This window comes from Streptomyces gottesmaniae, from assembly GCF_031845845.1.
Taxonomy (GTDB): domain Bacteria; phylum Actinomycetota; class Actinomycetes; order Streptomycetales; family Streptomycetaceae; genus Streptomyces; species Streptomyces akebiae.
This window is the reverse complement of record NZ_JAVRFJ010000039.1, coordinates 82,020-105,794: the sequence shown is the minus strand read 5'-3', so window position 1 is coordinate 105,794 and position 23,775 is coordinate 82,020. Positions and strand designations below refer to the sequence as shown.

Annotated in this window: 20 protein-coding genes and 1 pseudogene; 8 read left to right on the top strand and 13 right to left on the bottom strand. The window is 73.1% G+C overall.

All coding sequences use genetic code 11. The features are described from left to right. Positions 1-132, top strand: a pseudogene (locus RM704_RS34800) (IS481 family transposase); the annotation flags it as partial. Here RM704_RS34800 and RM704_RS34795 read toward each other — a convergent pair. Continuing rightward, positions 129-1,190 carry a MerR family transcriptional regulator gene (locus RM704_RS34795; protein ID WP_033527217.1) on the bottom strand — a complete coding sequence of 354 codons (1,062 nt, stop codon included), beginning with the start codon at positions 1,188-1,190 and terminating at the stop codon, positions 129-131. The pseudogene RM704_RS34800 and the gene RM704_RS34795 sit on opposite strands and share 4 nt — an antisense overlap. 321 nt (positions 1,191-1,511) lie before the next feature. On the opposite strand from RM704_RS34795, the gene RM704_RS34790 reads away from it, so the two are divergent. The 3 genes from RM704_RS34790 (at position 1,512) to RM704_RS34780 (ending at position 5,988) form a co-directional block, all read left to right on the top strand. Then, positions 1,512-2,321 (top strand): DUF3152 domain-containing protein, encoded by an 810-nt coding sequence (locus RM704_RS34790; protein WP_033527474.1) that lies wholly within the window; start codon positions 1,512-1,514, stop codon positions 2,319-2,321. A gap of 121 nt (positions 2,322-2,442) precedes the next feature. Next, on the top strand, positions 2,443-3,333 hold the full coding sequence (locus tag RM704_RS34785; RefSeq protein WP_033527218.1) for an ATP-grasp domain-containing protein: 891 nt from the start codon (positions 2,443-2,445) through the stop codon (positions 3,331-3,333). Between the two features lie 117 nt (positions 3,334-3,450). Then, positions 3,451-5,988 (top strand): LuxR C-terminal-related transcriptional regulator, encoded by a 2,538-nt coding sequence (locus RM704_RS34780; protein ID WP_033527219.1) that lies wholly within the window; start codon positions 3,451-3,453, stop codon positions 5,986-5,988. On the opposite strand, the gene RM704_RS34775 is transcribed toward RM704_RS34780, so the two are convergent. From RM704_RS34775 to pgfA, 12 genes are all read right to left on the bottom strand, one after another. After that, entirely contained in the window at positions 5,966-6,385 is a 420-nt protein-coding gene (locus tag RM704_RS34775; protein WP_311591946.1) for an ATP-binding protein, read from the bottom strand. The two genes, RM704_RS34780 and RM704_RS34775, sit on opposite strands and share 23 nt — an antisense overlap. Beyond that, the gene (locus RM704_RS34770; RefSeq protein WP_033527220.1) at positions 6,382-7,302 is read right to left on the bottom strand and encodes an MEDS domain-containing protein; all 921 of its coding nucleotides are present in this window, start codon (positions 7,300-7,302) and stop codon (positions 6,382-6,384) included. The genes RM704_RS34775 and RM704_RS34770 overlap by 4 nt, the downstream gene beginning before the upstream one ends. 172 nt (positions 7,303-7,474) lie before the next feature. Continuing rightward, complete coding sequence (locus RM704_RS34765; RefSeq protein WP_052146013.1) at positions 7,475-8,080, bottom strand: hypothetical protein; 606 nt, start codon at positions 8,078-8,080, stop codon at positions 7,475-7,477. Further along, positions 8,040-8,879 (bottom strand): FkbM family methyltransferase, encoded by an 840-nt coding sequence (locus tag RM704_RS34760; protein WP_033527222.1) that lies wholly within the window; start codon positions 8,877-8,879, stop codon positions 8,040-8,042. Before RM704_RS34760 ends, RM704_RS34765 begins: the two co-directional genes overlap by 41 nt. Then, positions 8,876-9,139 carry a Trm112 family protein gene (locus tag RM704_RS34755; RefSeq protein ID WP_033527223.1) on the bottom strand — a complete coding sequence of 88 codons (264 nt, stop codon included), beginning with the start codon at positions 9,137-9,139 and terminating at the stop codon, positions 8,876-8,878. Before RM704_RS34755 ends, RM704_RS34760 begins: the two co-directional genes overlap by 4 nt. Further along, positions 9,136-10,050 (bottom strand): hypothetical protein, encoded by a 915-nt coding sequence (locus tag RM704_RS34750; RefSeq protein WP_033527476.1) that lies wholly within the window; start codon positions 10,048-10,050, stop codon positions 9,136-9,138. Before RM704_RS34750 ends, RM704_RS34755 begins: the two co-directional genes overlap by 4 nt. 15 nt (positions 10,051-10,065) lie before the next feature. Beyond that, complete coding sequence (locus RM704_RS34745; RefSeq protein ID WP_033527224.1) at positions 10,066-10,842, bottom strand: class I SAM-dependent methyltransferase; 777 nt, start codon at positions 10,840-10,842, stop codon at positions 10,066-10,068. Continuing rightward, positions 10,842-12,281 (bottom strand): condensation protein, encoded by a 1,440-nt coding sequence (locus RM704_RS34740; protein WP_033527225.1) that lies wholly within the window; start codon positions 12,279-12,281, stop codon positions 10,842-10,844. The genes RM704_RS34745 and RM704_RS34740 overlap by 1 nt, the downstream gene beginning before the upstream one ends. Then, complete coding sequence (locus RM704_RS34735; protein ID WP_033527226.1) at positions 12,278-16,783, bottom strand: alpha-(1->3)-arabinofuranosyltransferase domain-containing protein; 4,506 nt, start codon at positions 16,781-16,783, stop codon at positions 12,278-12,280. Before RM704_RS34735 ends, RM704_RS34740 begins: the two co-directional genes overlap by 4 nt. Continuing rightward, positions 16,780-17,460 (bottom strand): class I SAM-dependent methyltransferase, encoded by a 681-nt coding sequence (locus tag RM704_RS34730; protein WP_033527227.1) that lies wholly within the window; start codon positions 17,458-17,460, stop codon positions 16,780-16,782. The genes RM704_RS34735 and RM704_RS34730 overlap by 4 nt, the downstream gene beginning before the upstream one ends. Positions 17,461-17,636: 176 nt before the next feature. After that, positions 17,637-18,788 carry a glycosyltransferase family 4 protein gene (locus RM704_RS34725; RefSeq protein WP_033527228.1) on the bottom strand — a complete coding sequence of 384 codons (1,152 nt, stop codon included), beginning with the start codon at positions 18,786-18,788 and terminating at the stop codon, positions 17,637-17,639. Between the two features lie 270 nt (positions 18,789-19,058). After that, a complete protein-coding gene (gene pgfA / locus RM704_RS34720) occupies positions 19,059-20,036 on the bottom strand; it encodes a cell envelope lipid trafficking protein PgfA (protein ID WP_033527229.1) in 978 nt (325 codons plus the stop codon). Positions 20,037-20,231: 195 nt separating this feature from the next. Here pgfA and RM704_RS34715 point away from each other — a divergent pair, with 195 nt between their 5' ends. The 4 genes from RM704_RS34715 (at position 20,232) to RM704_RS34700 (ending at position 23,550) form a co-directional block, all read left to right on the top strand. Beyond that, positions 20,232-20,384 (top strand): hypothetical protein, encoded by a 153-nt coding sequence (locus tag RM704_RS34715; protein ID WP_192829653.1) that lies wholly within the window; start codon positions 20,232-20,234, stop codon positions 20,382-20,384. 3 nt (positions 20,385-20,387) lie between these two features. Beyond that, positions 20,388-21,629: a PucR family transcriptional regulator gene (locus RM704_RS34710; RefSeq protein ID WP_033527230.1), complete on the top strand. Its 1,242-nt coding sequence runs from the start codon at positions 20,388-20,390 to the stop codon at positions 21,627-21,629. 272 nt (positions 21,630-21,901) lie between these two features. Next, entirely contained in the window at positions 21,902-22,675 is a 774-nt protein-coding gene (locus RM704_RS34705) for an IclR family transcriptional regulator (RefSeq protein WP_033527231.1), read from the top strand. Next, on the top strand, positions 22,672-23,550 hold the full coding sequence (locus RM704_RS34700) for an SMP-30/gluconolactonase/LRE family protein (RefSeq protein ID WP_033527232.1): 879 nt from the start codon (positions 22,672-22,674) through the stop codon (positions 23,548-23,550). Before RM704_RS34705 ends, RM704_RS34700 begins: the two co-directional genes overlap by 4 nt. Positions 23,551-23,775 lie beyond the last annotated feature (225 nt).

Sequence of the window (23,775 nt, the reverse complement as noted above, 5' to 3'; positions counted from 1 at the left end):
CGCTCAGAGCAGGAACGGCGCGACGCCTTCCCCCGCTGGCTGCACACCTACAATCACCACCGCGGACACACCGCGCTGAAAGGCCAACCACCCGCCAGCCGCGTCCCCAACCTCTCAGGGCAATACACCTAGCGCTCCCCGTCCACCACGTCCGCCACCACGCAGCTGACGTTGTCGGGGCCGCCCGCCTCGTTCGCCTCGGTGACGAGGGCGCGTACGGCGGTCTCGGGGTCGGGGGCCGAGGACAGGGTGCGCCGGATGGCCGGGTCGGGGACGACCGAGGAGAGGCCGTCGGAGCACAGCAGGTAGCGGTCGCCGGGGTGGGCGTCGTGGAGGCGCAGGTCGGGCGGGGCGGTCGTCCCGCTGTTGGTCAACGCCTTGAGGAGCAGGGCGGGTTGGGGGTGGGCGGTGGCCTCCTCCGGCGTCAGGCGGCCCTCGTCGATCATCGACTGGACGACGGTGTGGTCATGGGTGATCCGGAACAGTTCGCCGGCGCGGAGCAGGTACGCGCGGGAGTCGCCGATGTGGACGAGGGCGAGCTGCGAGCCGGTCCACAGCATCGCCGTCAGGGTCGTGCCGTCGTCCCCGGTCCCCGCGACGTCCCGTACGGCGTCGGTCGCGCCGCGCACCGCGTCCTCCAGCACGTTCAGCACACCGCCCGCCGGGAGGGTGTCCCGGTCCAGGGTCCTCAGCGCTTCCACGGCGGCCGTGCTCGCGGGGGCCCCGGCGGGGCCGAAGCCGTCGGCTACGGCGAGGACGCGGGAGCCGGCGTAGGCGGTGTCCTGGTTGGCGGGCCGGACGAGGCCGGTGTCGGAAAGGGCGGCGTAACGGAGTTCGAGCATCGCGGTGTCCTCCTCGGACGTGTGGGTGAGGTGGTCCACGAGGAAGGCCGCCAGGTCGCGTCGGGTCGCCGTCTCGGCCTCGACGCCGGCCCAGTACGCCCGGATCTCCCAGGCGGCGGGGCCCGGCTCCAGCGCGCACACCGTACGGATACGGGCCAGCGGCATGCCCAGTCGGCGGAGCCACGCCACGAGCCGGGCCTGCTCCAACTGCGCGGCGGCGTAGTAGCGGTAGCCGGTGTCGGGGTCGACCCGGGCGGGGCGCAGCAGCTCCAGCTCGTCGTAGAGCCGTAGTGCCTTCGGCGACAGCCGGCACGCCTTGGCGAAGGCCCCGATCGTCAGCATCCGCATGGCTCCCCCTGGCTCTCGCGCTGTCCTGGCGTTCCTCGTTCCGCTCTCGATGCTGGGGCTTCACCGAAGGTGAAGGTCAAGCGCTGGTGCGGAGCCGAGTCGATCATCCGTTATCTTTTCGTGACTGACTCGGCCACATCCGATCACATACTGATCACACTCTGAAGGAACATGAGCGCGCACAAGGCAACACGTTCTCGTACCGGCTCTCGTACCGGCACCGGCACCGGCACCGGCACCGGCACCGGTATCGGCACCGGCCGTCGGCGGAAGGCCCGTGAGCCGCGCGCGAGAGTGCCTCTGCGGAGCGGCCTCGGGGCGGTGGCGGTCGTCGGTGTCGCCGGATTAGCCGCGGTGGGGTGGATGGGCGGCGGTACGGGCGAGACGGCACGTGAGCCCGCGGCCGGCACATCCGCCGAGCCCTCGCCCGAGCGGTCCCGGCGCTCGACCGCTCCCAGCCGGAGCGCCGACGCCGACGCGGGTGCCTCCGGCAGTCCCTCCTCCTCGCCCAGCCCGTCGTCGAGCGACTCCGGGTCGCCCTCTCCCAGTAACTCGCCCATCACCATCCCCAGAACCGGGCCCGGCACCTTCACCACGGCCTCCGGCGGCAGCCCCAAGGTGGGCAAGAGCACGCCCCTGCGCTACCGGGTCGACGTCGAGAAGGGACTGTCGCTGTCGGCCGCCGAGGTCGCGGGCGAGGTGGAGGCCGTGCTCGCCGACCCGCGCGGCTGGACCGCCGACGGCGAATCGGCGTTCCAGCGGGTCTCCCGCGGCCCCACCGACTTCGTCGTCAAGGTGGCGACCCCCGGCACGGTCGACGAGTTCTGCGGCCGGGTCGGGCTGAACACCCGCGGAGAGTTCAACTGCCAGGCCGGCGACGACGTCATGGTCAACCTCGAACGCTGGGAGCTGGCGACCCCCGTCTACGCCGACGACGTCAAGGCCTACCGCGCCCTGATCATCAACCACGAGGTCGGCCACTTCCTCGGCCAGGGCCACGTCACCTGCCCCGGCAAGGGCAAGCCCGCCCCGGCGATGATGCAGCAGATCAAGGGCATGAAGGGCTGCGTCCCCAACGTCTGGCCGTACGACAGGGACGGCCGCTTCATCACGGGGCCCGCGGTGCCGTGAGCCGGAACGGGCCGACGGCGACCCGGACGCCCGCGAGAACCGGGTCCCGTCACGTCACCCGCGGTTGTTAGCCTGCGCCGGAGCGCCAGTCAGCCGAAGACGTAAGAGAACGGAGCCCCCCGTGGCCCGCACAGCCGCCGCCCCCCGCATCGCCCTCGCCACCTACGACCCCGGGCCCAGGGTCAACCACGACCGGGATCTGCCGGTGCTGGTGGAGGCACTGCGGGAGGCCGGGGCCGACGCGGTGGCCGTGCGCTGGGACGACCCGGCGGCGGACTGGGCCGGACACGACCTCGTCGTCATCCGGTCCACCTGGGACTACAGCTGGCGCGCGGCCGAGTTCGTGGCCTGGGCGGAGAAGACCGGTGAGGCCACCCGGCTCGCCAACCCGGCCGAGGTCGTGCGCTGGAACACCGACAAGCGGTACATCGGCGATCTCGCTCGGGCCGGTGTGCCCGTCGTGCCGACGGACTATCTCGCGCCCGGCGACCCCGTGCGGCTCCCCGAGGCACACGAGTACGTCGTGAAGCCCACCTCCGGCGCGGGCGCCCGGTTCGCCGCCCGCTACACCCCCGAACAGCGGGAGACGGCGACCGCGCACGTCGAGCGGATGCGCGCCGAGGGGCTCACCGCGATGGTGCAGCCGTTCGTGACCAGCATCGACAGCGAGGGCGAGCGGGCCCTGCAGTTCTTCGGCGGCCGACTGCTGCACGCCAGCCGCAAGGGCGCGGTGCTCGCGCCCGGCACGGCGTACGACGCAGAGAAGACCGCCCACCCCGACCTGGAGCCCTGGACTCCGACCGCGGCCGAACTCGCCGTCGCCGAGCGGGCGTTGGCCGCCGTGCCGGGACGGCCCGAGCTGCTGTACGCGCGCGTCGACCTGGTCACCGGGGCGGACGGGCAGCCGTGTGTGATGGAGCTGGAGCTCGTCGAGCCCAACCTCTTCCTGTGGCTGCACCCGGCCTCGCTGCCCCCTGTGGTCGGGGCGATCGTGGCCGCCGCCACCGGCTGACCCCGCCCGCCGCCCTCACTCGAAGAGGCGGGAAATCCACGAAGCGGGCGTCCCGCCCGTGCCCGCTGCCTACCCTTCGGGGTTACAACAGCGCGTACGGGAACCACAACTGAGGGCGTGACCAGCATCGTGGGCGGATCGGAGTCGCGGCGCACTCCCGGTTTCCCGGCGGAGCTGACGAGCTTCGTGGGGCGACGGGACGAGGCGGCCGATGTCAGACGGTTGTTGTCGGCGGGCAGACTGCTGACGCTGACGGGGCCGGGCGGGGTGGGCAAGACCCGGCTCGCCGGGCATGTGGCGGGACAGGTGGCACGGGCCTTCCCGGACGGCGTGTGGCTCGTGCCGCTGGCGGCGCTGAGCGACGAGGCGTTCGTCCCGCACGCCGTCAACGACGCGCTCGGCGTCCGCAACGAGACCGTGCGGCCGCCGCTGGAGATCCTCGTCGATCATCTGCGCGAGCGACGCTTACTGATCGTGCTCGACAACTGCGAGCACCTGCTGCGCAGTTGCGCGATCCTCGCCGGGACGGTGCTGGCGGCCACCGAGGGCGTACGGATCCTCGCCACCAGCAGGCACCGGCTCGGGCTGGCCGGGGAGCAGCTGTTCGAGGTGCCGCCGCTGCCCGCGCCCGCGCCGGAGGAGCTGACCCCCTCGGCGGTCGAGTCCTTCCCCGCGCTGCGGCTGTTCGCCGACCGGGCGGCGGCCGTGGTCCCCGGCTTCACCGTCGGCGAGGCGAACCAGCAGGCCGTGGCCCGGCTCTGCCGCCGCCTCGACGGGCTCCCGCTCGCCATCGAGCTGGCCGCGGTCCGGGTGCGGGCCCTCGGCGTGGACCAGCTCGTCGAACGCCTCGACGACCGCTACCAGCTCCTGACCTGCGGCAGCCCCACCTCCGCGCCCCGCCACCGCACCCTGCGCTCCGCCGTCGACTGGAGCCATGAACTGTGCACCCCGCAGGAGCAGTTGGTGTGGGCGTGGCTGTCGGTGTTCGTCGGCGGCTTCGACCTGGCCGCCGCCGAAGCGGTCTGCGCCGGGAAGGACACCGGGACCGGGGAGAAGATCACCCCGTGCGCGGTGCTGGACGCCGTCGCCGGGCTCGTCGACAAGTCGGTGCTCGTCCGGGAGGAGCACGCCGGCCAGGTCCGCTACCGGTTGCTGGTCTCGCTGCGCGACTACGGGCTGGAGAAGCTGCACGACCTGGGCGAGGCGGCCGAGACCCGGCGACGGCACCGGGACCACTTCGCGCGCCTCGGCGCCGAGTACGAGCAGGCCTGGTTCGGCCCCGACCAGACGGAGATCACCGAACGCATCCGGATCGACCAGGACAACTTCCGGGCCGCCCTGGACTTCTGCCTCACCACCCCCGGCGAGGCCCAGCACGGGCTGCGGCTCGCCGCCGGGCTGTGGTTCCACTGGGTCGCGGGCGGCATCTGGGGCGAGGGACGGCACTGGATGGACGGCGCCCTGCGCGCCGGGGCCCGGCCCGACGTGGCCCTGACCCGAGCCATGTGGGCGGGCGCCCTGACCTCCCTGGTCCACAGTCGCTCCGCCGCCGTCCTGGCCGGCCTCGACCCGGTGCGGACCGCGGTCGACGCCGACGAGGAACTCCCGGTGCCCGCGCCGCCGCCCGTGCCGGCCGGCGCCCTCGTCCCGGGCCGGGCCCGCGCCTCCACCGCCTTCGTCGTCCTCACCCGCGTCGAACTGGCCTGCACCCTCGTCAGCCGGGGCCGTGCCGACGAGGCGATCCCGCTGTGCGCCGAGGCGGTCGCCCTCTGCGAGGCCCACGGTGAACAGTGGGCCCGCTCCTGGGCGCTGCGCACCCTCGCCCTCGCGCACTGGTCGGCCGGGCAGTACGACCGGGCCGCCGAGCACGCCCGCGACTGTCTGCGGCTGCCGTACACCGTGAGCCAGCACCAGAGCCTCGCCCGCACCCTCGATCTGCTCGCCGCCGCCGAGGCGCTGGCGGGCGACGCCGAGCGGGCCGGTGTGCTGCGCGGCGCCGTCGACCGGATCTGGCACGACATCGGCGGCAACCCCGTGGACGCCCTCCAGCCGGGCGGCCCGCGCGCCGCCGAACACCACGCGCGCCTCGCCCTCGGCGACCACGCCTACGCCCTGGCCCACCGTCGGGGCGGCCGTCTGACGCCGGAGCAGGCGGTGGCCTACGCCCTGGGCGAGCAGCGGGAGGGACCGGCCGCCGCGCGCACGGGCGGACGGCGGGACGGCGCGGGTTCGGCCTCGCGCACGGGTGTGCGGCGTGACGGCGTGGCCTTCGCGCCGAGGACGGACGACGGGCGGGACGGCTCGGGTCCCGGTGTGCGCGAGGGGGAGGTGTCCGCCGTACGCCGGAACGCGCGGGGCTCCTCCTCGGGCACGAGGGAGAGCTCCCTCACGGCCGGGGGCCCGGCCCGCGCCCCGATTTCGACGAAGGCCTCGCCCCCCGGCACCGTCCCCGTCGTCGACCCGGTCCCGCTGACCCGCCGTGAACTGCAGGTCGCGGCCCTCGTCGCCCAGGGCCGTACCAACAAGCAGATCGCCGACCACCTCGTCATCGCCCGCCGTACCGCCGAGGGGCATGTCGAACGCATCCTCGTGAAGCTGGGCTTCCACAACCGCAGTCAGGTGGCGGCCTGGTTCAGCGCGCGGGCGGGGCTGTAGCGGGCGGCGTACGCACCGGGCCGGGCAGTGGGGCGGACAGGGTGACCATGGTGCCGCAGGGGGTGTCGCGGACGTCGATCCGGGCGGGAGGGCCGATACCCGCGATCAGGGACTCCGCGAGACGGGGGCCGTGCCCCTCGGGCCGTCCCACCGGCGGGACGGCAGCACCGTACGTCACCTCGCAACGCAACCCGCCTTCCCCCAGACACAGTTCGACGAACGCCGGGTCGGCGCCCCGGGCGGCGGCGTCCGTGGCGATCTCCGCAGCGGCCTGCCCGAAGGCACCTCCGGCGGAGGCGCTCAACCGGGCGCGCAGCGACGCCTCCTCCACCAGGGCGCGCACCAGGGGGAGTTCGGGACCACGGAACTCCATGCGCAGCCTCAGCCCCTCGTTCACCCGGCGTCCCCCTCGTCGCCTTCACCCTCCACGCGGACCAGCAGCTGGGGCACCTCGTCGGCGCCCAGCTGCTCCAGCACCAGCCCCAGCAGTTCGCCGCAGCGCACGGTGACCTCGCTGCCGTCGGGGAGCGAGGCGGCGAGGCTGATCAACTGCCAGGCGCAGTGGGCCTCCATGAAGCACAGGTCGCGGAGGTCGAGGACGAAGTGGCTGGGCCCCGAGTCGTCACGGTGTTCAAGCGCCTCGCGCAGCGCCTCGACGAACTCGCTCCGGGTGCTCAGCTCGGCGGTGCCGGCCATCCGGCCGCCGTCCGGTGTCCCGGTGACCTCCAGGGAGTCCAGACGTTCCATGACCCGCAGCGGATGGACCTTGCCGACGCGGGCGGTCAGCTCGTCGTCGAAGCGCTGACGGTCGTACCAGCAGATCGCGGTGAACAGCGGGTCCGCGAAGAGCGGCGCCACCGAGGCCTCGTAGTCGAGCAGCCGGTCGTGGCCGAGGCCCGCCCGGGGCGCCCAGCTCATGTCGGCGGTGACCCGCAGCCCCGCCCAGCCCTCGTCGCAGGCACGGTCGACCTCGGAGGCGTAGGTGTCGATCGTGCGCCGCTCCTGGAACCGGCCGTCGGGCAGGTAGACCTCCGTGTTGCGCCTGACCGACAGCTGGCCGCTGTCCCGCGCCGCGGCCACCTGCCCGCTGCCCCGGTCCAGCAGCGACACCACCTCGTCGTCGCTCAGGTCGTCCGGGTCCATGACCAGCAGGACCTTCTCGCCGCGCGCCAGGCTCGTCCGGGTGTACGCGGTGAAGACCTTCCACGGCGACTCCCCGGTACCCTCCAGGTCCCCCTGCCCCATACACGCGTGATCCCCCAGCCGCAGCCGCTCGACGGGCACGGTTCGCTCCGCGGGGTGCTGGGGCGTCATGAAGGGCCTTCCCGTGAGGATCAGAACTCTGCACGGACAGTAGGCCCACCGGCGTCCCCAGCGGCCGGATGATCGCCAATCTTCTGCTTGGAAGGATTTCGGGGCAGGTCGGGGAGAAGTCCGATCGTGAATGTGCGCTGTCTGAACGGGGACGACCGGAGGTTTTCCGCTCTTAGGTGACCCTTTGCAACAAACCCCAGGTGAACTCCGCGACGCACTCCCGCCGCACCCCGTCCCCGTCCGGCGCGACGAACCGCAACCCCCACCGCGTCGGCGCCGTCCCCTCCAACGGTCGGGCCGGCGGGAACGCCCGTGCCACCTCGTCCACCGTGCAGGACCACGGGGTCAGATCCTCCAGGGCACGCGGTTCGGGCCCGGCCGCCCCCGGCGCCCGTACCAGCCACTCGTTCCACACCGCCCCGTTCGGCGCCAGCAGCACCTCGAACCGGAGGTCGTCCCACAACGGCACCGGCCACCGCCACGCCTCGCACTCCAGGTCCCCGATGCGGCGCCGGGTCACGGACTCGGGCGCGCCCAGGACCGACCGGTACCGGGACGCCGACCCCCGGGCCCGGGGGGAGCGCACCATGGCCTGCCACCGTCTGTTCGCCTCACGCATCTGCGCGATCGAGACGCCCAGCTCGCGCCGGGCGTCCTCGACGAGCTCCGGATTGTGGTCGGCCATCCGGCGCAGCAGCACGAGCTGGAAGTCGAGCGGGGTGAACGGGCCGGAGGGCCTATCCGGCCCGGGGCGCTTCGCGGAGGACATGCCCTCCATGGTCGCCCACGGCGCCGGACGCGGCGGCCGGCTCACCCGGGCGGCGCCCGTCCGGCAGGAACAGCACCGAGTTGACGTACCGGGGCCCGGAGAACGGCAGGACCCGCCGGAGCAGTCCCTTGGACGCCATGTGGGACGTACGCGCCTGGTGGGCCTCCAGGGTGGCCGGGTCCAGGGGGAGCCAGGTTCCGGCGGGGAGGACCCAGCCGGCGTAGCCGAGGCCGGCGAGCAGGTCGACGACCGGGGCGATCGGCTGGATACGGGATTCCAGTTCGACGAAGAGCGCCGGGCGGTCCCGGGCGAGGAGGCCGGACGCGCCGCGCAGGACGGCCAGTTCGTTGCCGTCGACATCGATCTTGACGAAGCCGACATCGGTCAGCCCGAGCCCGTCGAGGGTCACACAGCGGACGTCCAGCGCGCGGGCGTGGATGTCCCGGCGGACCAGGGACGACACACCGCGCCCCCCGTCGTCGCCCGGCGGCAGCCAGAGACGGGCCGTGCCCGGCTGGTCCGAGGCGGCGGCCTGGACGACACGGACGTTGCCGGGGACCGCCGAGACGAGCAGCCGGGCCAGCCGGGGCACCGGCTCGACGGTCACCACCCGCCCGGCGCGTCCCGCCAGCCGGCGCGTCCAGGGGCCGTACCAGCCACCGACGTCCACGGCCGTGCCGCAGCCCGGCGGGCACATGTCGTCGAGCCGGGCCAGCTCCGGCTCGAAGCGCGGGTAGACGAACCGGGCGGCCGCGGCGACCAGCCGGTCCGGGAGGAGCGGCGCGAGCCGCGCGGCGAGAGTGGTCACGAGTCCGACTTCCTGAGCAGCGCGGAGAGCTTGACGTGCTCGTCCTCCGTCACCTGCTCGCCCGATGACGGCAGCAGCTGCGGAATGCCGTCGACGATGGGGTAACGGCGGTGCAGCCGGGGGTTGTACAGCGACTCCGGCGCCCGGGCGGCGTCGGCACCGGAGTCGCCGAGGCGTTCCTCCTCGTGGACCACCAGATGCAGCGGCCCCTTGTCCAGCGGGCACGCCAGGATCTGGAGCAACGGGTCGTCGGGGTTCATGGAGGGGTCAACTCCTTGGCTGGTGCGGAGGATGGGGAGGACGGCGGGGGACTGTCGTGCTTGGGCATGCTCAGCAGCACGCCGACCGCCAGCACCGTGCCCGACAGCCGCAGCGTCAGCCGCAGGGGATCGTCGGGCAGCGACTCGCCGAACGACAGCGTGCCGAGCACGGCGGTGAACAGACAGGTCACCGTCGTGCAGACCGGCACGATCAGCGAGGCCCGGCAGCGCTGGAGCGCCGCCTGCGACATCACCAGACCGAACGCGCCGGTGAACATCAGGAGATACGGGTACGGGGAGCGCAGCAGGCCGACGACCGCGTCCCCGAGCGCACTGGTCGTCAGATAGCTCGACACGCCCTTGATCGCGAGCGAGCTGACGCCGTACAGCAGGCCCACGGCCACGCCGTACTCGACGCCCGTGGTCGGCAGCCGGTGCCGGTGCCGGGCGCGCCGCTCGGCGGACCGGTACAGCCCGACCCCCGCCGCCAGCGCGGGCAGACAGATCGTGAGGACCAGCGCGTACGGCGCCTCGCGGCTGACGGTGTCGGTGCCCTCGTCCAGCGACAGCACCACCATCAGCAGCGCGAGGAGGATCGCCCCGAGGGCGTACCGCTCCCGGCCCGTCGTCTCCTCGCCGAGCAGCCGCGCCGACAGCAGGACCAGCAGCACCAGGCCCGAGACGAAGATGCCCTGGGCCGCGGCGATCGGCAGTGTCCGGTAGACGGCCAGCTGGGCGGCGAACCCGGCGGCCAGCGACAGTGAGCCGGCGATCCACAGCGGGCTGCCGACGACCAGACGCAAGAGTTTGAACGGTTCCCGGACCGTCACCTGGGGCATCGCGGTGAGGGCTCGTTTCTCCAGGACGAATCCCGTGCTGTACAGCGCGTTCGCCAACAGGGCCGCGGCCACTCCCCACCACATCGCCTACGTCCTCCGCGCGTGCAGCAGCAGGATCGACGCCGCCGACGGGGCCGCGCAGACCAGCCGGTCCAGCGGCCGCAGCGGACGCGGTACGCCGTGGAAGGGCGCCCCGCGCAGCCGGACGACCTCGAAGCCGGACGCGGCCACGAACTCCCGTAGCGCGCGGGCGGTGTAGAGCCGCAGATGGCCCACGACCTCCGTCCCCGGGCGGCCGTGGATGCCGCGCAGGCTCACCTCCGAGAACACCGGCTGGACACCCGCGAGGAGCAGGGCGCGATTGTACCAGGCGGCCAGATTGGGCGTCGACAGCATCAGATGGCCGCCCGGACGCAGGACGCGGCGGATCTCGTCGAGAGCCGCGTCCGGGTCGACGAGGTGCTCGATGACCTCGCTGAACAGGACCGCGTCGGCGGACTCCGACCGCAACGGAAGCCCGCCGTCCGCCAGTTCACCGCGGATCGCGTACGGGACGCGGGTGCGGGCGCGGCGGAGGGCGTCCTGGGACCAGTCGACGCCGATGATGCGGTGGCCGGGCAGGAGGGGCGCGGCGGTGGCCGCCGCCGTGCCGTCGCCGCAGCCGATGTCGAGGATCGTGCGGGGGCCGGTGCGGGCCGCCGGGCCGAGGGCGGCCGCCAGCATGCGGGCCTGGGCGAGGCTGCGGGGGGTGCCGGAGGCGACCGGGACGGACGGGTCCTCGTAGAAGTCACGAAGTCCCTTCGCCGGCGCCCGGGTCGAGGACTCGGTGGACGAGGCGGGTGAGCTGGACGAGGTGGTCGGCATTACAGGTTGTCCTCTTCCGTCGCGTGCAGATAGTGCTCGAAGAGGTCGCGGAGGTGGGCGCCGTCGCCGTGGCTGAGCAGGGCCCGGGACCAGCGCAGGGCCAGGTGGAGGCGGCCCGCCGTCGAGGCGGTCGTGACGGTGAGACCGCGGGGCATACGGGCGGGGGCCGAGAACCAGACGGCGTGGGCACGGCCCGCCCCCTCGCCGAAGTTCAGCGCGTAGGGGATGCGGCCGATGTTGCTGAGCAGGGTGGTCGACGTCCAGGGCCCGGCTGCCCGGCGCAGGCCCCTGGTGAGGGTGGCACGCCAGGACACGGGGACCACCGGGGCGGTCAACAGGGAAGCGCCGTGGCCGAGTTGGGGTCGGGGGAGGGATTTCAGGGCGCGGGTGCGGTCCGCCGTGCGGCGCAGGAGCACGGCGAGCGGCGTGGTGGCCGGTTGCAACTCGGCGGGGAGGAAGGGGACTTCGACCAGGCGGGTGCCATTGCCGATCGGCATGTCCGTGTCCCTCGGGCGGTCGTCCACCGGCATGGTGATACGGAGGGGGCGGGGGCGGGCGCCGTGCTCCCGGTTCCAGTGGGCGAGCATCAGGGCCGTGGTGACCATGAGCTGGTCGTTCACGGTGTACGGGGCGGACTTCGGGCGGCGGGGCACGGGCAGCTCGGTGACGAGCAGGCCGTTGCCGGGGGACGGCTCGGGGGTGCCGGGGGCCACGCGGGCGGGGCGGGCCCAGGGGGAGGGGTTCGCCGTCTCGACCGGGGCCGGTTCGTCCTGGGCGGGGGCGGGGCGGACGGGTGGTGCGGCGGGGGCGTTGTCCTGTCCGCCGTACAGCTGCGCGGCGGTGGCGAGGATACGGAGGCAGGCCGGGCCGTCCAGCGCGGTGTGGTTGATGGTGAGGAAGAGGACGGTGCCGTTGTCCTTCGGGCGCCCTCGGGCGGTGTGTGCCGAGGGGTGTTCGCGCTGCTCGGCGGCGCGAGGTGCCGCCGCCCCCGCCCTGAGGCCGACCGCGTCCGACGCCTCGCTGCCCACCGCCGGGCCCGCTCCCTCCACCACCTCCAGGCGGATCGGCGGGGAGAGGGTCAGCGGCGGTGCCTCCATCAGGGCCCTGGTCCGTGCGTCCCGCAGCGCATGGGGCCCGGCGGACAGGAAGGTCACCACCTCCACCTCCGGGTCCCGCGTCAGCTCCCACTCGTAGCGGCGCCGGTACCAGCGCCCCGGGGCCTCGCGCATGAGGATGCGGGGGTGGTGGTGGAGCGCGGCGGTGAAGGCGGTGCGCAGCCGGTCGGGGTCGAGCCGGCCGGGGAGGTGGACCTCGATGTGGACGGTCTCGGGCTCCTCCTCCTGGAGGCAGTGGCGGGAGACCTCGTCCACCACGGGGAAGGGGATCCGCACGGGCCCCGGTGCGGCGTCGTCCCGCGCGGGACGGTCCAGCGCCGTCATCCCGGCTCCCCCCTTCCCGTACCACCGCTTCCCGTGCCACCGCTTCCCGTGCCGTCGTTCGCGGGACCGCCGGCGGCCGTACCGCCGTGCCCGGGGCCGTCGGCTCCCCTGCCCCCGCCGTCCTCCGGAGGCGTCGCCCTGAACTTCGGCTTGGTGAAGGGGATGCGACGGGTGGGGGTGTCGGGGTCCCCTTGCCAGGAGCCCGGCCCGCGCGCCGAGATCGTCGGGCTCGCGACCGATCCGCCGCCCTCCGTGACCGGCCCGCCGTTCAGCCTCTTGCCCACCCGTCGCCGCTGCGGCAACGGCTCCGTCGGTCCCTCCGCCCCCGGCGGACGCTCGAACTCCCGGGTGGCGCCGGGCCGTTCCGGTGAGGTCGCGACATCCGCGCCCACGCTCACCAGCGCCGCGAAGAGGCCGACAAGCGCGAGGAGTTGGGCCACGGGCCCGAACGCGCCCTCGCCCGCCGCCACCGGTTCCCCCGCTCCGAACGCGGCGGCGAGCCCGGCGCCGGCCAGCGCGAGGAAGGCGATCGGCACGAGCAGGGTGTGCCGTTTCCAGGCGAGGAGTGCCAGCAGCGGCACGAGGAGGGCGAAGAAGCCCGCGATGACGATGCCGACGAGGGTGAGCGCGATCGTGCCGAGCCAGAGACCGGGGCCCGGGGGCGTCGGCTGCGGAGCGTCCGGGTTGGGCTCCTGCCGGCGCCAGAGGGCCAGCCCGATGAGGGCCACCAGGCCGACGCCCGCGCCGATCAGCCCGGCCTCGTACGTCACGGACGGCTCGTACGACAGCTTGACGGTGCCGCCCGCGCCGCCGGGGACGCGCCAGCCCTGCTGCCAGCCGTCGAGCCGGACCGGGGTCAGCTCGCGGCCGTTCAGCGTGGCCTTCCAGCCGTCGTTGAAGTTCTCGTACGTCGTCAGGTAGGAGGCCGCGCCGTCGCCGACGGTGATCTCGCGGCGGTCGCCGAGCCAGTCCCGGATGCCCAGGTCCCGCCCGGAGGCGGCGGGTTCGGTGACCGTCCCCCGGGTGAGCGTCACGGCCGTGACCGCCAGGGCGCCCGAGTCCTCGGACTCGAAGGTGTGCCGGTCGGCGGCGTCGAGCTCCAACCCGCCGCCCGCACGGTCGCCCTGGCAGAGCGTCAGCTCGATGGGCCGACGCTCCACCAGGTCCCGGACCGTCCCCCGCGCGCTCGTCTCGTACAGCGTCCCGTCGACCTCGACCACCGGGCCGTCGCCGCACGGGAGCTCGAAGTCCCGGGTCGGGGCGGGCTGCGGTGTGCGGTACTGGTCGAGGGCGGGGACGTACGCCTCCGTGAGCCCGACCGGGAGTTGCAGGTCGTCGTCGGCGACGGGGTTGTGGACGGTCATCGGGGCCGTCTCGGTGACGGTGATGTCGAGCTGGTCGGTGTTGATCGGGTCGAAGCGGACCCAGCCGTTCTCGTCGACCGCGGCGATGACCGCGCCGTCCGGGGAGCTGATCTCGACCTGCGTCGGCCGGGCCGACAGCCCGCCCGCCGGTGCCAGGACGAGCGAACCGACCGGCCACTTGTCACCCCAGCGGAGGTGGATCGTCGGCTCGTCGCCCGCGATCCACGCCGTGGTCAGGTCGCCGTCGGTCAGGTTGCGGGGCGACAGCCCGGCCCCGAGCGAGGCCGTGGAGTCGGCGGTCGCCGTCATCCTGGTCTGCTGGTCGGGGGCGACCTCGTACAGCAGCTTGTCCAGCTCGTCGCCCGGCACGGGCACGGCCGTCGCCTTCATCTCGTACGTCCCCGCCGTGGTGGTGGCGAACGTGCGGTGCAGGCCCGGCTCGGTGCCCGTGGGCGAGAGGCCGGTCGGGTCGGCGGCCCGCTGGAGCGAGATCACCTCGGCGGAGGCGGCCGTGCCGTCGGGGGCCTGGGCGTCCGTCGGCAGCCGCAGCATCCGGGTGACCTTGACGCCGGGGAGGTCGATCTCGGCGAAGCCCGCGCCGACGAGACCGGTGTGCCGCTCCGCCGAGTCGAGAATCGTGATCTTCAGCCAACTCGTCTCGCCGGGGCGGGCGTTGACGGTCTGCGTGGAGCCGTCGGGCTGGAGGTTCGTGGAGCGTGAGCCCCGCTCCGTCTCCACCTTGATCCGGGTCGGCGCCGACCGCACCCCGTCCTGCGGCAGCGGGGTGACCTCGAACGTCTCCGGGATGTCCTGGCTGCCGTCGAAGTCGATCCGCAGCCACTGCCCGTTCGCCGACCCGGCCGCGCCCTCCGCCCAGGCGGTGTCCCGGTCGCCGTCGAAGGCGTTCACCGGGTCGTACTGCGGCAGATGGAACAGCCAGTTGCCGCTCGTCGACGCGGTCACCGACTCGGCACCCCGCAGCTCGGCCACCGTCTGATGATCGAGCCCGGACACCGGCAGGATCTGCTTCGGCTGCTCACCGGCGTCCTGCACACTCCCGCTCGGGTTCCGCTCGTCCGCCGTGTACGTGTACGACGTGTTGGCGTTGACCAGGCCGAACCGGGTGTCCGCCCGGCGCAGCCCGTCACCGACCACCTGGACGGCCGGGGTGCCGAGGCCGGGATGGTTGTCGCCGGTCAGCACGGTGGCCCGGTCACGCAGCTCCGGGTCGGCGGCCAGCGGCAGCAGCGACTCGGGCCCGCCGGAGACGACGGCGGTGTCCGCGATCGCCTTCAGCCCGGCCTGCCCGGGACGCGGTACGTCCTCGGCGGGCCGGTAGATCTCCACGGCCCGCTGTCGCGCGTACAACCCCTCGACCTGCAACGGGGTGCCCTCGGCGATCCGCCCGCCGGTCATGACCGGCCCGAGCCCGGTGACCCGCTCGTACCCCGACTGCTCCAGGGTCCGCTTCACGGTCGTGGTCGGCACGGCCCCGACCTGGTCGGGGTCCAGGTCATTGCGTACGACGACGTAGTACAGACCCGCCCGGCTCAAGTAGTCGGCGAGACCCGGCACTTCGCCGCCCGTGAGCAGCGCCTGCTCGACGGCGTCCATCGCGCGACGGTTGCCGGGGGTGCCGAAGGGCACGTAGTCGCGCTGCGCCCAGCGGGACTCGGCGAGCACGTCGAGGGGCTGGTCGACGGTGGTGCCCCAGGTGTGGATGCCGTGCGCGGTGGCCGGCACGACCAGCGCCCGCGAGTCCGGCGAGTACTTCTCCAGCCAGTCGGCCGTCGCCTGCCAGTACTTGGGCAGCTCCTGGAACGAACCGGGCTGCAGCACCGACCCGTTGAGGTACGGCCACAGCAGTCCGGGGACGACGAGTACGGCGGCGATCAGCGGAGCGAACCGCCGACCCCGCACCCGGCGGGCCCCGCGCGCCTGCGCGGCCACCCCCACCAGGTGCGCGAGCCCCAGCACGAGCGCCAGCGCCAGCCCGGTCTGGAACTTGTAGATGTTCCGGAAGGGCGCGAGGCCCCCGTTCAGCCAGTCCTGGACCACCCCGTGGAAGGGCGCCCCGAACGCACCGCCGTACCCGGCGAGCGTGATCAGCGCGACGACGAGCACGGTCAGCACCAGCCACCGCCGCTCCGGCATGTCCCGTCGCGCGAGACCGGCGAGGCCCAGCCCCGCCGCCAGCGCCGACGACAGGATCACGAGCACGGACGCGGCGACGGACCATCCGGCCGGCAGCCAGGGCTCACCGAAGTTCAGATACGCCACCCAGTTCCCGGCGCCCCGCAGCGCCTCGGTGGCCGACATCGTGGCCGTCGTGGTCTGCGAACTCTCCACGTACGGAAGGAAGTTCTCCCCGTAGAAGCCGAGCAGCAGCAGCGGGACCACCCACCACGCCGTCGCCAGGATCACGCCCGGCACCCACCAGGCGATCAGTCCGCGCTGCCGGGGCCCCGGCGTCCGGGTGAGCAGATACAGCCCGACGGGCAGCAGCGAGGCCAGGGTCGCGGAGGCGTTGACGCCCCCCATGAAGGGGATGACCAGCGCCGACCGCAGAGCCGCCACCCGTGCGCTGTACCGCTCGTTCGTCAGCGGCAACAGCACCCACGGCAGGAAGGCGCCGGGCAGCGCGGCGGCCGAGGTCGACCCGACGACCGTGGTGAACACGGGCCAGAGCGCGTAGGCGCCGGCGGCCAGCAGACGCGACGCGGAACTGCCGACTCCCAGCCGTTCCGCCAGCCGCAGCGCACCCCAGAAGGCCACCGTCACGATCAGCGACAGCCACAGCCGCTCCGCCAGCCACACCGGCAGCGCGACCAGATCGGTCAGCCCGTAGTACGGCAGCATCGGCCACAGGTAACCGACGTACTGGTCCGCGATGCCGCCGAACCCACCCCGGTCGTGCCACAGCTGGCCCAGGTCGGAGACGAACTGCCAGGGATCGGTGGTGACGCCGAGCTTGGTGTCGAAGGTCTGCCGCCCCGGCTGCGCCGCGACCAGCAGCACGAACACCACGGCCCAGAACCCCAGCAGCCAGCGCCGCGACCGAGGGCCCTCGGGGGGTCCCTCGGTCGTGCCCGGCGGCCGTACCGGCGCGGGAGGTGGAGCCTGGACCGTGCTCGTCATGGTGGACACCGCCGGAGGATGAGGAGAAGGTTCCAGGTGGCGAACTCACGCAGGCCCGGCGCCTTCACGACGGTCTCCGCGAGGAACGGCCAGTAGCGGGAGCGCGCCGACACGATTGTCACGTCGTCCCGGTCGCGCACCTGCCGCAGAGTGCGTCCGATGTGCACGGCGAAGAGGTTCTCGCCGAGGGTGTGCTTGGCGTCCTTACCCGTACGGCGCCGATAGCGGGCCCGTGCCCGCTCCGCCCCCAGGTAGTGCCAGGGCGCCCACTCGTGACCGCCCCACGGGGACAGCCAGTTCGTGAACGAGACATAGATCAGCCCGCCGGGCCGGGTGACCCGTACGAGCTCACTGATGAAGGTCGGCGGATCGGCGACGTGCTCCAGCACGTTGGACGTGAAGGTGACGTCCGCGACCCCGTCGGCCAGGGGCAGCAGATACCCGTCGGCGACGACGGCCCCGTCCGGCGGCTTCGTCCCCAGCTCCCGCAGATCCGGCTCGAAGAGATAGGCCTGCGCCCCGCGCCGCCGGAACTCCTCGGTGAAGTAGCCGCTCCCGCCGCCGACATCGACCACGGTCAGCCCGTCGACGGGCCCGCCCCGGTATGCCTCGACCTGGTCGACGGCATCACGGGCGAGCAGGGAGTAGCAGTACTCGGGATCGTCCTGCTCGCGCATGAAAGCGCGGAAAAGGGTGAGGGAGCGTCGAAAAGAGGGGTCCTTGAAACGAGTGTCGACTGCCGCGCCCCGATAGGGGCGCGGGGCTGCGTCATATGCGGCTCCGCCGCGTGGGCGCGACAAGCCACGACGCACCCGCACCCGCCAACGCACCGTCGAGGCACCCCGTTTGGCGCTCAAGGTGCCCAACCCCGCACCGCCTCCGCAGCGACCGCACGGAACTGCCGCACCGTATGCCCCCACCGATAATGCGCGGCGCGCTCCCGCGCCGCCTTCCCCATCAGCACCCGCCGATCGGTCGACAGCGTGAGCGCGCACCAGGCCGCCGCGAACGACGACTCGCCCCGGGCGAGCACACCGGTCTCCCCGTCCACGACGGAGTCCCGCAGGCCGGGCACGTCGAAGGCGACCGAGGGGGTCTCCCGCACGGCGGCCTCCGTGACGACCAGTCCCCATCCCTCCACCGAGGACGGATGCAGCAGCAACCAGGCCGCACAGAGCAGCCGGTGCTTCTCCTCCTCGGAGACATGCCCGGCGAACTCGACACCGGCCCCGGCCATCGCCTCCAGGCGCGCCCGCTCGGGCCCGTCGCCGACGATCACGAGCCGTCCGCCCGTGACCGGCCGTACCCGTTCCCAGAGCCGCAGCAGCAGATCGATCCGCTTGTACTCGACCAGCCTCCCCACCGCCACGAACAGCGGTTCGGGTGACCGATCGGCACGCGGGCCGGGCTCTTCGACGCCGTTGTGCACGACCCGTATCCGCTCCCGCTCCACACCGATCGAGCGGAGCGCGGTAGCCGTGGACGAGGAGACGGCGACCAGCAGGTTCCGGCGTTGCGCCGCCGTCAGCGACCAGTGTTCGAGTCTTCGGCCGAGCCGTGCGACCGGGGCCAGTGGGCCGCCGAACCGCTGCTGCCACAGATCCGTGTGCACATGGTTGACCAGGCACATCGTCGGACCGCGGTGCCAGAGCGGCGCGAGGTAGGGCATGCCGTTGCACACCTCGACGAGGAGGTCGCAGTCGCCGACCTGACGGGCGAAGGTCGACTTGGCGCGCAGATGGTGGCTCAGGTCGCCGCCGGCGGAGACGACCCGGTAGTCGCGGTAGGCCGCGGGGCCACCGCACAACAGGGTGACCTGGTGGCCGAGTCGGGTCAGTCCGTCGGCGAGCCGGTCGACGAGGAGCTCGGAGCCCCCCGCCGCCGGATTACCGAGGTCACGACGGGCGAGAAAGACGATCCGGCGCGGCTGTGGGGGGCCTGCCGAACGGTGCTGGTCCAGGCGCGGAAACACCTCGACCAGCGAGAACGGCACGTGCTGGGGCATGGGTGCTCCAACTCGTCTCGGGGTGCGGAACTCAGCGGGGAGAAGGACGTTCGCTGTGGGGGATGTTCCGGTGGGCGGGGGGTCCGGATGGGTCTGTTGGTTCCTACGGCTTCTGCGGTCTTCTGCGGTCTTCTGCTGGCTTCGGGTGGGTTCTTGTGGGCGAGGTGTGGGTGGGCTGTGCTCGGGTGGGGTGGACAGTTTTCGCCCAGCGGTTCGAAGCTGCTACTCACCGACGTGACAATTTCCGGGGTTTGTTGAACTGACGCCCTGTCACTTCGTGATGACAGCCTGGGACGACTCGGGCGTATCGGGGCGCCGCCTCCCGCGCGTGACCAAAACGGCACCCGTCGCGGCGAGGGCGAAACCGAGCACAGCACTACCGATCGGTACCGTCCGCCCCACCAGTCGCAGCAGCCCGCTGTCCTTCTCCGCCTGGTCCACCGCGAACTTCTGCGTCGCCGCGGTGAACGCGAGCTTCCGGCTGTCGAGCAGCACCGCCGCGTCCTCGTCGCCGCCGGGGGCCCGCAGCGTCCGGCGCGGCCCGGTCTGCGCGTAGAGCACACGTCCCGTGCTCTGGTCGACGACCAGTTCGAGACCGTGGTTGGCGTACCACTCCTCGGCGAGCACCTGCGGCCGGTTCGGCTCGTCGACGAGGGCGCCGGGCACGAGACGCGAGCCGGTCCGGGTGGCCGGAACCTTCGCGGTGAAGCGCAGCCCCTCGTAGCCCCGGATCTTCTTCCGGCCCTCGTAGTGGAGCGTCACCGTCGCGCCGAGCGTGTTGTCCCACCAGCGGTAGGAGCGTTTCTGCACGTCGAAGGGGAACTTCAGGTACGCCTCGCCCTCGATGTACGGCTTCTCCTCGCAGCAGTGCACCGGCCGGTTGGTCTTCCGGTCGCTGACCCAGCGGTGCGGGGTGAAGTCCAGCGCGTCGTGCGGGTCGGCCGCCGGCAGCGACTTGTCGGTGTCGACCGAGGTGATCACGTCCCACACCGCGGCCCCGCTGCGCTCACTTTCGGCCACATCGCCGCGTACCCGCTGGGTCACGGTGATCTTCTGGTCCGGCACGGTCTTCACCTGCTCCACGTCGAAGACGCTGCCGGTGCCGGTGTAGACGGCGGTCGTGTCGATGTCGATCGGATTCACTGCGGCCCGTGGCTGCACGTACCACGCGAGCAGCGGCGCGAGCACCAGCAGGAAGGTGCCCAGGCCCAGCAGGACCAGTGAGAACGGTGAGGCGGTACGGCGCATCCGGGCACTCCAGGGGGCGTTGGGAGGTGCGGCTCGGGTAGATGTGCGGCAAAGACGACGCCAGGGGAAGGTGCGCGTGACGTATGGGCCGGGAACCGTAGGCGGAGTCTTGACGCAGTGTCAATGCATTGCTGACACTGAGTCGGCGGGGTGCCTGGGTGGGGACGACCTGTCGATCGAGAGGCTGACCCTGCGATGTCCAGAATGCTCGCCGCCGTGCTCACCATGGTGGCCGCCGCCGCTCTCGCGCTGGGGGCCGCGCTCGGCATCGTCGCGCTGCTCGACGCGACGCCGGACCAGCCGAACACGCCGCTCATCACGTACGAGAACGCCGGCCGGGAGCGCTGAGGGGTGACCGGTGTCCCGGGAACCGTCACGGTCCGCTCCGCCTGGCACGACGTGCCGCGTCTCCAGGTGCGCGAGTTCGCCGCGATCGCCATGGCCGAGGCCCCCGCCCTCGCGGAGGAGATCCTGGGCGAGATCCGCCGCGAGTACCCGCACCTGCCCGTCGTCCTCGACGACTCCGGCGAACCGATGGCCCTCATCGGGATCCGCCGGGCGATCGAGGTCTTCGTGCAGCACCTGGAGACCGCCGAGGGCCGCCCCCGCGTCCCTCCCGGTGTTTTCCAGGAATTCGGCCGCGGCGAGGGCCTGAACGGCCGCAGCCTCGACTCCCTCCAGGCGATCTACCGCCTCGGCGTACGCCTCGCCTGGCGCCGCTTCGCGGAGATCGGCCAGCGCGTGGAGATCCCGCCGCCCGCGATGTACGAGCTCGTCGACGCCGGATACGAGTACCTGGACGGTCTGGTGGACCAGTCGGTGCGCGGTTACGCGGAGGCGGCGGCCCGGCAGGCGGGCGAGCGTCTGCGACTGCAACGCCGACTGATGGAGCTGCTGCTCGCCGAGCACCACCGGGGTGACCCGGCCGACGCGCTCGCCGAACGCGCGGCCCGGATCGGCTGGACCCTCCCGGAGAAGGTCGCCGTCGGGGTCCTGTTACGCCCGGCCCGTGAGGCCATGGCACCCGCCGTCGGCCAGGGCGTCCTGCTCGACATGGAGTACGAGCAGCCCCGCATGGTCGTCCCCGAACCGGACGCGGCCGGCCGCCACGAACTCCTGCACCGCGCGCTGACCGGCTGGTCCGGCGCGATCGGCCCGCCGGTGCCGCTGGCCGACGCGGCGAAGTCGCTGCACTGGGCGGAGGCGGCGGTGCGGTTGATGGAGCGGCGGCTGCTGCCCGCCGGAGAGGTCCTGCACTGCACCGAGCACACCGAGGCCCTCGTCCTCCTCCAGCCCGAGGAGTTGATCGACGACCTCGCCCTGCGGTGCCTGGCCCCGCTCGCCCACTGCGGCCCCACTCACGGCCGACGCCTCGCCGAGACGCTGCTCGCGTGGCTGGAGACCCGAGGCGGGGCACCCGAGATCGCCACGCGACTGGGTGTGCACCCGCAAACCGTTCGGTATCGTCTCCGGCAGATCCGTGAACTGTGGGGCGACGAGATCGATGATCCCGATCGCCGCTTCGAGCTGGAGCTGGTGCTCCGGGCGCAGCGGTTGCGTGGAGAGCTGGGGGATCCGCGCGGGAGGCGCTGAGTACGCCTGATGCGTCGGCGGATGCGGGCGGCTCGTGGTTGCTCGCGCGGTTCCGCGCGCCCCCGCGTCTCAGGGGCGCGCGGAACCGCGCGAGAAGCCCCGCCTGCCCGCACCCGGCGACGCATCCGACAGCACCCCGCCCCGAGGTCGATCGTCCGCGGTTATTGCCCGGTCAAGGCACTATGACTAGCCTGTGTTCGTCATGCCGATCGACCGTTGAAATTTCGAACACCGCCGCAGACAGACCGACCGACAGAGGAAGGGGGCCGACCGTGGGACGCCTTGTACCTGCCGTGACCCGGGCGCTCGACATATTGGAGCTCTTCCTGGACGGGGACGGCACGCTGTCCGCCCCCGACATCGTGCGCAGACTCCAGCTCCCCCGTACCACCGTGCACGAGCTGGTCACCACGCTCGCCGCCCGGGGGTACATCGTCCAGGTGCAGGGCCAGCCCGGGCGCTACCGCCTCGGGGTCCGCCCCTACCAGCTCGGCAGCCGTTACGCCGAGCAGCTGGACCTCGCCGCCGAGGGCCAGCAGGTGGCCCGGTCCGTCGCCGAGACCTGCGACGAGACGGTGCACGTGGCGATCCTGGAGTACACCGACGTCATCTACATCGCCAAGGTCGACTCCACGCACGCCGTGCGCATGGTCTCCGCCGCGGGCCGCCGCCTCCCGGCGCACTGCACCTCCGTGGGCAAGATGCTCCTCGCCTCCCTTCCCGAGGTCGAGCTGAACGCCCGGATCCCGGACGACGCCGACCTGGTCGCCATGACTCCCAACAGCATCACCGACCCGGCCGCTCTGCGCGAGGCCCTGGCCCAGATCCGTGAGCGGGGTCTCGCGGTGGAGAACCGCGAGTCCAACCCGGACGTCTCCTGCGTCGCCGCGCCGGTCCGCGACCGCACCGGCAGGGTCGTCGCCGCGATCTCCATCTCCGTCCCCATGATCCGCTGGAGCGACGAGCGCCGGATCGAGCTGGAGCAGCTCGCCGCCAAGGGCGCCGCGGAACTGTCCGAGCGCCTCGGCCACCGGAGCGTGGCATGAGCGCGAACACGAGTCACCCGGGGTACGAGGTCGCGGTCCGGGAGTACGCCGCCCTGGGCGAGGGCCCCACCTGGGACGCCGCTGCCCAGCGCCTGATCTGGATCGACATCCTCGGCTCCCGGGTCCACACCTACGACCCGGCCTCCGGCCGCCGCACGGTCCTCGTCACCGAGCAGCACGTCGGCGCGGTCAAGCCCCGCGCCGGCGGCGGCCTCGTCCTGAACCTGCGGGACGGCGTCGGCCTGACCGACCCCGACGGTTCCTTCCGGTGGCTGCACCACGAGCCGGTCCCGGGCCGTCGCGCCAACGACGCCGCCGTCGCCCCCGACGGCTCCCTCTTCGCCGGCACCATGCGCTACGACGAGGCCCCGGGCGGCGGCACCCTGGCCCGCTTCACCGCGGAGGGCCTCGCCACGACCGTCCTCGACGACGTCGCCGTGAGCAACGGGACGGGCTGGAGCCCGGACGGCGGTCTCATGTACTACATCGACTCGCCGACCCGCCGGATCGACGTCTTCGACTACACGGACACCGGCGACGGCGTCCGCCTGCCCGTCGACCGGCGCCCCTTCGTCACCATCGAGGACGGCGCCGGCTTCCCCGACGGACTCACCGTCGACGCCGAGGGCTGTGTCTGGGTCGCCCTGTGGGAAGGGAGCGCGGTCCGCCGCTACACCCCGACCGGCACCCTCGACCGCGTCATCAGCCTCCCCACTCCCCGGCCGACCGCCTGCGCCTTCGCCGGCCCCGACCTCACCGACCTCTACATCACCACGGCCCGCACGGGAACGCAGACCCCGCACCCCCTGTCGGGCTCCCTGCTGGTGGTACCGGGCGCGGGGAAGGGCTTGGCGCAGCCGGCGTTCGCGGGCTGAGCCACGGGGCACCTCCCGGTCCGGGGTTCCGTGGCACCGCCGAACGCGGTGCCACGCGCCGCGCGAGGGCCCGCCGGGGCGGGAGCGGCGCACGCACGCACGCGGCACCAGGTCGACGTGTTCGCCCCGGCCGGGAGAGCCGACCGAGGTTCGCCCGGACCGGGAGAGCCGACCGGCCAGGGCGCTGCCGCGGGCATCCGGCGGGCTGGCCGCCGGGCACGGCGG

Bases quoted from the DNA above. Each gene is read 5' to 3' on its own strand.
- RM704_RS34795 (WP_033527217.1), bottom strand. From the start codon at position 1,190: ATGCGGATGCTGACGATCGGGGCCTTCGCCAAGGCGTGCCGGCTGTCG.
- RM704_RS34770 (WP_033527220.1), bottom strand. From the start codon at position 7,302: ATGACGCCCCAGCACCCCGCGGAGCGAACCGTGCCCGTCGAGCGGCTG.
- RM704_RS34765 (WP_052146013.1), bottom strand. From the start codon at position 8,080: ATGGAGGGCATGTCCTCCGCGAAGCGCCCCGGGCCGGATAGGCCCTCC.
- RM704_RS34755 (WP_033527223.1), bottom strand. From the start codon at position 9,139: ATGAACCCCGACGACCCGTTGCTCCAGATCCTGGCGTGCCCGCTGGAC.
- RM704_RS34745 (WP_033527224.1), bottom strand. From the start codon at position 10,842: ATGCCGACCACCTCGTCCAGCTCACCCGCCTCGTCCACCGAGTCCTCG.
- RM704_RS34740 (WP_033527225.1), bottom strand. From the start codon at position 12,281: ATGACGGCGCTGGACCGTCCCGCGCGGGACGACGCCGCACCGGGGCCC.
- RM704_RS34735 (WP_033527226.1), bottom strand. From the start codon at position 16,783: ATGACGAGCACGGTCCAGGCTCCACCTCCCGCGCCGGTACGGCCGCCG.
- RM704_RS34730 (WP_033527227.1), bottom strand. From the start codon at position 17,460: ATGCGCGAGCAGGACGATCCCGAGTACTGCTACTCCCTGCTCGCCCGT.
- RM704_RS34725 (WP_033527228.1), bottom strand. From the start codon at position 18,788: ATGCCCCAGCACGTGCCGTTCTCGCTGGTCGAGGTGTTTCCGCGCCTG.
- pgfA (WP_033527229.1), bottom strand. From the start codon at position 20,036: ATGCGCCGTACCGCCTCACCGTTCTCACTGGTCCTGCTGGGCCTGGGC.
- RM704_RS34715 (WP_192829653.1), top strand. From the start codon at position 20,232: ATGTCCAGAATGCTCGCCGCCGTGCTCACCATGGTGGCCGCCGCCGCT.
- RM704_RS34700 (WP_033527232.1), top strand. From the start codon at position 22,672: ATGAGCGCGAACACGAGTCACCCGGGGTACGAGGTCGCGGTCCGGGAG.